This window comes from Catellatospora sp. NPDC049609, assembly GCF_040675365.1.
Taxonomy (GTDB): domain Bacteria; phylum Actinomycetota; class Actinomycetes; order Mycobacteriales; family Micromonosporaceae; genus Catellatospora.
The window spans coordinates 1-8,540 of sequence record NZ_JBFAOU010000252.1 but is presented as its reverse complement, the minus strand read 5'-3'; the positions used below and the strand labels follow the sequence as shown (position 1 = coordinate 8,540).

At 71.9% G+C, this 8,540-nt stretch carries 7 protein-coding genes; 4 read left to right on the top strand and 3 right to left on the bottom strand.

All coding sequences use genetic code 11. The annotated features are described in order from the left end of the window. Positions 1–116: 116 nt before the first annotated feature. The 3 genes from AB0J67_RS37165 (at position 117) to AB0J67_RS37155 (ending at position 5,172) form a co-directional block, all read left to right on the top strand. Positions 117–2,156: a beta-galactosidase gene (locus tag AB0J67_RS37165; RefSeq protein ID WP_363489828.1), complete on the top strand. Its 2,040-nt coding sequence runs from the start codon at positions 117–119 to the stop codon at positions 2,154–2,156. 193 nt (positions 2,157–2,349) lie between these two features. Further along, positions 2,350–3,771: an RICIN domain-containing protein gene (locus AB0J67_RS37160; RefSeq protein ID WP_363489830.1), complete on the top strand. Its 1,422-nt coding sequence runs from the start codon at positions 2,350–2,352 to the stop codon at positions 3,769–3,771. A gap of 75 nt (positions 3,772–3,846) precedes the next feature. Further along, positions 3,847–5,172, top strand: coding sequence for an RICIN domain-containing protein (locus AB0J67_RS37155; protein WP_363489826.1), 1,326 nt, complete (start codon positions 3,847–3,849; stop codon positions 5,170–5,172). 81 nt (positions 5,173–5,253) lie between these two features. Here AB0J67_RS37155 and AB0J67_RS37150 read toward each other — a convergent pair whose 3' ends face one another. Then, a complete protein-coding gene (locus tag AB0J67_RS37150) occupies positions 5,254–6,378 on the bottom strand; it encodes a substrate-binding domain-containing protein (protein WP_363489824.1) in 1,125 nt (374 codons plus the stop codon). A gap of 212 nt (positions 6,379–6,590) precedes the next feature. On the opposite strand from AB0J67_RS37150, the gene AB0J67_RS37145 reads away from it, so the two are divergent. Further along, positions 6,591–7,055, top strand: coding sequence for a hypothetical protein (locus AB0J67_RS37145; RefSeq protein ID WP_363489822.1), 465 nt, complete (start codon positions 6,591–6,593; stop codon positions 7,053–7,055). A gap of 138 nt (positions 7,056–7,193) precedes the next feature. Here AB0J67_RS37145 and AB0J67_RS37140 read toward each other — a convergent pair whose 3' ends face one another. Together AB0J67_RS37140 and AB0J67_RS37135 are read right to left on the bottom strand one after the other, a co-directional pair. Continuing rightward, positions 7,194–7,793 (bottom strand): dihydrofolate reductase family protein, encoded by a 600-nt coding sequence (locus AB0J67_RS37140; RefSeq protein WP_363489820.1) that lies wholly within the window; start codon positions 7,791–7,793, stop codon positions 7,194–7,196. A 106-nt stretch (positions 7,794–7,899) separates the two neighbouring features. Continuing rightward, positions 7,900–8,400 (bottom strand): DUF5946 family protein, encoded by a 501-nt coding sequence (locus AB0J67_RS37135; protein ID WP_363489818.1) that lies wholly within the window; start codon positions 8,398–8,400, stop codon positions 7,900–7,902. Between the last annotated feature and the right edge of the window lie 140 nt (positions 8,401–8,540).

Here is an 8,540-nt window from a genome sequence, read left to right as displayed (position 1 = left end):
GAGACTGGCCTGCGTGGGCGCGGCGGACAGGGTGAGCGTGCGCCGGAAGTAGCGGGTCATCGGCGGCATGCGCGGCCCCGGCCCGACCGCGACACCCCGCACAAGGAGCACCTCCCGTGACCCACCCCTCCCGCCACCGCTGGCTGCGCCGGCCCGAGGGCGCCACCCCGGGCCTGGCCTACGGCGCCGACTACAACCCCGAGCAATGGCCCCGCGAGGTCTGGCGCGACGACGTACGCCTCATGCGGGAAGCGGGCGTCACCATCGTCTCGCTGGGCATCTTCTCCTGGGCCAAGCTGCAGCCCACCGCGGACACCTGGCGCTTCGACTGGCTCGACGAGGTCATGGACCTGCTGCACGCCGGCGGCATCGCCGTCGACCTGGCCACCGCCACCGCCTCCCCGCCGCCGTGGCTGACCGCCGAGCACCCGGAGATCCTGCCGGTCAACGAGCGCGGCGAGACGCTGTGGCCCGGCGGCCGCCAGCACTGGCGGCCCACCTCACCGGTCTTCCGCCGCCACGCGCTGCGCCTGGTCGAGCAGCTGGCCACCCGCTACGCCGGCCACCCGGCGCTCGCCGCCTGGCACGTGTCCAACGAGCTGGGCTGCCACAACGTCTATGACTACTCCGACGACGCCGCCCACGCCTTCCGCGCCTGGCTGCGGGCCCGCTACAGCGACCTCGACGCGCTCAACCACGCCTGGGGCACCGCGTTCTGGTCGCAGGCGTACAGCGACTGGGCGCAGATCCTGCCGCCCCGCCTGGCCACGACCCACCCGAACCCCACCCAGCAGCTGGACTTCAAGCGCTTCTCCTCCGACGCGCTGCGCGAGCACCTGCGCGCCGAGGCCGACATCCTGCGCCGGCACACCCCCGACGTGCCCGTCACCACGAACTTCATGATCATGGGCGGGACGAAGGGCATGGACTACGCCGCCTGGGCCGCCGACGTCGACTTCGTCGCCAACGACCACTACCTCGAACCGGGCCCGCAGTCCGTCGACGAGCTGTCGTTCTCGGCCAACCTCACCGGCAACATCGCCGGCGGCCGCCCGTGGTTCCTCATGGAGCACGCCACCAGCGCCGTCAACTGGCAGCCGGTGAACCTGGCCAAGAAGCACGGCGAGCTGGCCCGCGACTCGCTCACCCACGTCGCGCACGGCGCCGACGCGGTCTGCTTCTTCCAGTGGCGCCAGTCCGCCGCGGGCGCGGAGAAGTACCACTCGGCGATGGTCCCGCACGCCGGCGAGGACAGCGAGGTGTTCCGCTCCGCCGCCCGCCTCGGCGCGACGCTGCGCGACCTCGCCCCGCTGGCCGGGGCGGTCCGCGAGCAGGCACCCGCCGCGATCGTCTTCCACTGGGACTCGTGGTGGGCCGCCGAGACCGACTCGCACCCCACCGACCGCCTGCGCTACCGCCAGGAGGCCCTGGACTGGTACAGCGCGTTCCTCAACCTCGGCATCCGCGCCGACGTCGTCCCGCTGGGCACCCCGCTCGACGGCTACCGGCTGGTCGTCGCCCCGATCCTGCACCTGGTCACCGAACCGGTCGCCAAGGACCTGACCGCGTACGCCGAAGCCGGCGGCCACCTGGTGACCACCTACTTCTCCGGCATCGTCGACGAGCACGACCACGTGTGGCTCGGCGGCCACCCCGGCGCGCTGCGCGACCTGCTCGGCGTCCGCGTGGAGGAGTTCGCGCCGCTGCTCGACGCCGAGACCGTCACCCTCGACACCGGGCTGCGCGGCACCCTGTGGACCGAGCGCGTGCAGGCCACCGGACAGGACGTCACGGTCCTGGCGCGCTACGCCACCGGCGAGCATGCCGGGCACCCCGCGGTCACCCGCCGCGCCGCGGGTGACGGCACCGCGGCGTACGTGTCGACCCGCCTCGGCCCCGCCGGGCTCACCCGCCTGCTCGGCGAGCTGGCGGGCGCGGTGGGCCTGACCGCCGAGCTGCCCCCGGCCGTGCGCGGCGACGTCGAGCTCGCCGTCCGCCGCACCGGCGACGCCCGCTACCTGTTCCTGGTCAACCGCACCGACCAGCCCGTGCCCGTGCCCGGCCTGCCCGGCGAGGCGCTCGTCGGCCGCCGGGACGGCGACGGGGCCGTCGCGCTGGAGCCCAGGGGAGTGGCGGTGCTGCGCCAGCGCACCTGACGCGGACCGGGGCGGCGGCCGGACGTTCGATTCTGAACGATCCCGAGCCTTCGCGAACGGAGTGTGGCGCGCGCCAGGGCGGAGGTTAACCCTTTAACACACCTGAAACCGCTCCCTCTCCCGAGGAAGGTCGATCAGCGTGGACCTCCGCCCCGGCCACCCCCGTCCCCACGTCCGACACCTCTGGCGGCCGATCCAGGCGATCGCCGCCGCCGTCCTGCTCGCGGCCGCCGCCGTCGGGTTCGCCGTGTCGCCCGCGCACGCGGCACCCGTGACGATCGCCAACGGCACCCAGTTCCGCGACACCGCGGGCAACGTGCTGCACGCCCACGGGGGCGGCGTGCTGCAGGTGGCCGGCTACTACTACTGGTTCGGCGAGAACCGCAACGCCGACAACACGTTCCGCGCCGTGTCGGTGTACCGCTCGACCGACCTGAAGAACTGGGAGTTCCGCAACAACGTGCTGACCCAGAGCTCGCACGCGGAGCTCAACGTCGCGAACATCGAGCGCCCGAAGGTCATCTACAACAGCTCCACCGGCCGCTACGTGATGTGGATGCACAAGGAGAACGGCAGCGACTACAGCCAGGCCCGCGCCGCCGTCGCCTCGTCGGCCACCGTGGACGGCAACTACACCTACCATGGCAGCTTCCGGCCGCTGGGCCAGCACATGTCCCGCGACATCACGCTCTACAACGACAACGGCACCGCGTACATGATCTCGGCCGCCGACGAGAACTACGACCTGCACATTTACCGCCTGACCGCCGACTACCTCAACGTCGCGACGCTGGTCGGCAACTTCTGGAACGACGCCCACCGCGAAGCCCCGGCCATGTTCAAGCGGGGCAGCGTCTACTTCCTGCTGACCTCGGGCGCCACCGGCTGGAACCCGAACCAGGCCAAGTACGCGACCGCGTCGAGCATCTCCGGCCCGTGGACCGGCTGGACCAACGTCGGCGACGGCACGACCTTCAACTCCCAGCCGACCTACGTGCTCCCGATCCAGGGCACGTCGACCACCGGCTACCTCTACATGGGAGACCGCTGGGCGGGCGCCTGGGGCGGTCCGGTGGGCGACTCGCAGTACGTCTGGCTGCCGATCAGCTTCCCGAGCAGCACCAGCATGAGCCTGACCTGGTATCCCGAGGTGACCATCGACACCGCCACCGGCACGGTCACCGGCAGCGGCGCGGTCCCGGCCTACCGGATCACCGCCCGGCACAGCGGCAAGGTCATCGACGTCATCTCCGCGTCGACGGCGAACAACGCCGAGATCAAGCAGTGGACCTGGAACGGCGGCGGCAACCAGCGCTGGCAGTTCCAGGACGCCGGCGGCGGCTACTTCCGCCTGGTCAACCAGAACAGCGGCAAGTGCCTGGACGTGGTCAGCGGCTCCACCGCCGACGGGGCCAACGTCATCCAGTACACCTGCGGCGGCGGCACCAACCAGCAGTGGCAGTGGCGCGCGACGGGCAGCTACTTCCAGCTGGTGGCCCGGCACAGCGGCAAGTGCCTCGACGTCGTCGGCTCCGGCACCGGCGACGGCACCGACATCCAGCAGTACACCTGCGGCAGCGGCACCAACCAGCAGTGGACCCGCACCGCGTCCTGACACCCGGCCGGGCGGTCCACGGGGACCGCCCGGCCCCTGCCGCTCTCACCGCCCTGACCTGACTGAGGAGTCAGCGTGAAGTCACGCACATCAAGACCGGGCACCCGGCTCCGGCGGTGGGTGGCCCGGTCGGCCGCCGTGCTGCTCGTCGCCGTGGGCAGCCTCGTCGCGGCCGCCGCGCCCGCGTCCGCCGCCAGCGGCTACCTCTACACCACCTTCAAGGGGGACGGCGCCGCCGACCAGGAGCTGTGGGTCTACCAGTCCACCGACGGCAACAACTTCACCGTCCACGCCGACACCAATTACCAGGGGCCGTCCGGCGTCCTGCGCGACCCCAGCATCATCAGCCACAACGGCGTGTACTACATCGCGTACACCGTCCAGTCGTGGACCACGAACTCCACCTACTTCAACATCGCCTCCAGCACGAACCTGACCAGCTGGCAGCACGTGGCCAGCGTCAACTCGGGTGTCGCCGACACCCGGTTCGTCTGGGCGCCGGAGTTCTACGTCGAGGGCGGCACCGTCCGGGTCATCGTGAGCATCGCGCAGACCACCTGCTCCAACTGCTTCCGGCCGTACGTGTTCACCGCCCAGAACAGCGCGCTCACCTCGTGGAGCGGCCCGGTGCAGATGGGCGGGCTGGGCTACAACCACATCGACACGTTCGTGGTGCGCTCCGGCAGCACCTACCACGCCTTCGTCAAGGACGAGACCTCCAAGTACATCGAGCACTGGACCAGCGCCAGCCTGACCAGCGGATGGACCTCGATCGGCAACCTGTGGACCTCCGGCTACGAGGGACCGGCCGTGGTGCAGCAGGCCAACGGCGTCTGGCGCATCTACATCGACAAGTACACCAACGGCGGGATCTGGTCGGCCACCAGCTCGGACCTCAACAGCTGGTCCGGCCTGAGCAGCGTGGCCTGCCCGGGCTGCCGGCACGGCACCGTGCTGCCGGTGGCGTCGCTGCCCCAGTCGGCCCCGCAGTACCGGATCACCGCCCGGCACAGCGGCAAGGTGATGGACGTGGTCTCCTCCTCGACCGCGAACAGCGCCGAGATCAAGCAGTGGGGCTGGAACGGCGGCGCCAACCAGAAGTGGCAGTTCCAGGACGCCGGTGGCGGCTACTACCGGCTGGTCAGCCAGGTGAGCGGCAAGTGCCTGGACGTGGCGGGCGCGTCGACCGCCGACGGGGCCAACGTCATCCAGTACACCTGCGGCAGCGGCACCAACCAGCAGTGGCAGTGGGTCGCCACCGGCAGCTACTTCCAGCTGCGGGCCCGGCACAGCGGCAAGTGCCTGGACGTGGTCGGCTCGTCCACGGCCGACGGCGCCGACATCCAGCAGTACACCTGCGGCAGCGGCACCAACCAGCAGTGGACCCGCACCCAGGTGTAGCCCAGCCGCCGGCCGATCGCAGCTCCGTCCAGGTCCCACCGCCTGAACGGAGCTGCGATCAGCAAGCCGCCGGGAACACGGTCACCGGACCCGGACCGGGGCCAGCGACGAGTGGCGCACAATCAGCTCCGGCGCGATCAGGACCCGCTGCGACGGGCGGCGCTCGCCGTCGAGCAGGCGGGACACCATCATCTCGACCGCCACCCGGCCGACGTGGGCCTTCGGCGGCCGCACCGCGGTCAGCGACGGCTCGGCCAGGTGCGCCACCTCGTCGTCGTAGGAGACCAGCGCGAGATCACCGGGGATGGCCAGCCCCTGCTCGCGGCAGTACTGCGCGACCGACATGGCGTCGGGGTCGCTGTGCACGATGAGCGCCGTGATCCGCGACCGCTCGCAGTCGCCCAGCACCCGGCGGATGATCTCCCGGTGCCCCGGCGCGTCCAGCGCCACCGACTCGCGCACCACCATCGCCTCGGAGATCCCCAGGTCGGCGCAGGCCAGCCGCCAGCCCTGCGCCAGGTACGCCGAGGTCGGGCTGCCCTTCGACAGCAGCAGCGCGATCCGGCGGTGCCCCTGCCGGTGCAGGTGGTGCACGGCCATCTCCATGCCCAGCGCATGATCGCTGCGTACGCATTCGAGCTGCCGGGCGGTCGACGTCCACCGGTCCGGCTGGCGCTCCACCAGGATCGTGGGCACCGGCATGTGCGCGATCCAGTCGATCATCTCCGGTGCCCGCTCGCCCTCCAGGCTCGGCGCGAGCAGCAGCCCCTGCACCTGCCCCGCCTCGATGAGGCGGCCGATCTGGCGCCGGTCCTCCTCCGGGTCGTAGCTGGAGCCGCGCAGCTGGAGGTTCACGCCCAGCGCCGCGGCGGCCGCCCGCGCGCCGCTGACGATCGGCGGCCAGTAGAAGTCCAGCGACGGCACCACCATGCCGACCGTGAACCGGTTCGGGGCCTGGCGGCGGCGGGCCGTCCGGTCGATCGGGCCGGGCAGGGTCGCCCCGCCGTGCACCTTCGTCACCAGATTGCGCCTGGCCAGGGCGTCGATGTCGCGGCGGATGGTGAGCTCGCTGACGGCCAGCTCCCGGGCGAGGTCGCTGACGCGCACCGCGCCGTGCCGGCGCAGCTCGCCGAGCAGCAACTCCTGCCGCTGCACACTGAAAAGTCGCTGCGACGTCATGGTGGCCTCCGCGCCGTCGAACGTCACGGCCCGTCGGTGGGCGTGACGAGGTGATCCGACTCGGTTCGCGGCGGTGAGTTCGCTTCGCGTACGCGTACGGCCTGTTCCGGGGGCCGAGCGCGACGCGACCTTGATCGGGCATGTCGAGCGGTTCAGACGCTATCAGAGGTATGCCGGAAGGTCGATGCGCTGCTCGGCGCCGCCGCGGGTGGCGCGACCGCCCTACCCTGCGATAGCCGATGGTCTATCGAAAGGGCGTCATGGCCGAGACCGAGCGGGATCGCGGGTTCATCCCCGGCCTGGTGATCGTCGCGCTGCTGCTCTGCGTGGGCTGCCCCGCGTGGGTCGCCTACCGAATGTGGGCCGACCCGCGCACCAAGGCGGGGATGACCGAGGCCGCCACCGCCTACCTCGACGCGTGGCGCGACGCGGACTACGCCACGGCCTACCGCTGGGTCTGCGCGGAGGAACGGGCGAAGACCCCGCCGGACACCTGGGCGCGCTACCACACCGCGCCCGACATCGAGAGCTACCGGATCACCGACGTCGTGATCGAGGACCGCACCGAGGCGCCCACCGGCTACTACGTCGACGCCGAACTCACCTACGCCGAGGGCACGGTCCAGCTGTGGCACTTCGTGCTGTACGACGAGAGCGACGGCTGGCGCATCTGCTACGAGACCGCGATCACCCGGCGCGGCTGAACGGGACTCGGCCGGCCCGGCCCTCCCAGACGCCCGTGCGCCCAGACGCCCGTGCGCCCGTTGATGATCGCGAGTTCTGGTCTGGATTTTCACTCTGACCGCACATTCAGACCAGAACTCGCGATCAAGCCCTCGGCGTCAGGGCCGCGCGGGCGCGTAGCGCACGTGGGTGACCAGGCCGGTGTGGCTCACCCCGACCTGCACCAGCTCGGTCCGGTCGACACCCTCGAACAGCCGCTCGCCGCGGCCCAGCACCACCGGCGCGATGTGCAGCCGCAGCTCGTCGATCAGGCCCGCGGCCAGGAACTGGTTCACGGTGGCGGCGCCGCCGGCGACCGCGACGTTCCGATCGCCCGCCGCGGCGCGCGCCCGCGCCAGGGCCTTCGTGATGCCACCGGTCACGAAGTGGAAGACCGTGCCGCCCTTGCGCTCCAGCGGCTCGCGCTCGTGGTGGGTCAGCACGAAGACCGGCGCGTGGTACGGCGGCTCCTCGCCCCACCAGCCGGTCCAGTCCAGGTCCCAGTCGCCGCGGCCGGGATCGAACATGTTGCGGCCCATGATGAACGCGCCCGCGTCGGTGATCGCGGCGAGCTCGGCGGCGTTGGCGTCCGGCTCGTCGAACATCCAGCGGTGCAGGGCGCCGTCGACGCCGTCACCGAAGGGCGCGTCGGCCCGCTGGTTCGGGCCGGCCGTGAAGCCGTCCACCGACATCGCCATGTCGCAGGTGACCTTGCTCATCGTCATCGCTCCTCGTGCCATACGGGGCCGGGTGGCCCCGTCTGATTGTTGGACGGAGCCGAGCCGCGGGCCTCGACATCACGCCGGGCGATGCCGAAGAAATTCCTCAGGGCCGCCAGGCGGACAGGCGCCGGTCGGTCAGCGCGGCGATCTCGGCGTGCGCCGGGCGCCAGGCGTCCCACACTCCCCGGCCCCAGGCGGCGATCGCCGCGGCGGTCCCGTCCGGGCCGTCGGCCAGCGCCACGTCGAACACGGTGTACGGGCCCACCCCGGCGGGCACCGCGAACCGTGGCCAGTCACCACCGGCCTGGGCGAGGAAGCTGTGCGCCGCCCGCACCTGCGGGCCGGTCAGCCCGCGCTCGAACACCAGATACAGGCCGTTGAGCGCGAACGCCGTCGCGACCACCGGGGTGTCCGGCCCGGTGTGCTGGGCCGCGTACGCGTCGACGGTCGTCTGCTGCCAGCGCCCCAGCACCGCCGAGTGCTCCAGCACGTACGCGCCGAGCTCGCCGTAGAGCTGCCAGCACGCACCGGAGGCGGTGCTGTGGCGTGGGCCGTCCCAGCCGTTGCCGGGCAGCTCGACGCCGCACCCGGGACACGCTTCCATGCGGGGCAGTCAACCACGCTCAGCGGTCCGCCGCAGCCGCGGGCGGTCCGCCCGACTGCTAGCGTCGGCGCGTGGCACCTCGTCACCGGCGCACCGGCCGGCATCGTGCACCGCTGCGGATGTGGCCCCCTCTGACGGCC

Coding starts and splice junctions, on each gene's coding strand:
- AB0J67_RS37140 (WP_363489820.1), bottom strand. CDS start 7,793: ATGAGCAAGGTCACCTGCGACATGGCGATGTCGGTGGACGGCTTCACG.
- AB0J67_RS37145 (WP_363489822.1), top strand. CDS start 6,591: ATGGTCTATCGAAAGGGCGTCATGGCCGAGACCGAGCGGGATCGCGGG.
- AB0J67_RS37135 (WP_363489818.1), bottom strand. CDS start 8,400: ATGGAAGCGTGTCCCGGGTGCGGCGTCGAGCTGCCCGGCAACGGCTGG.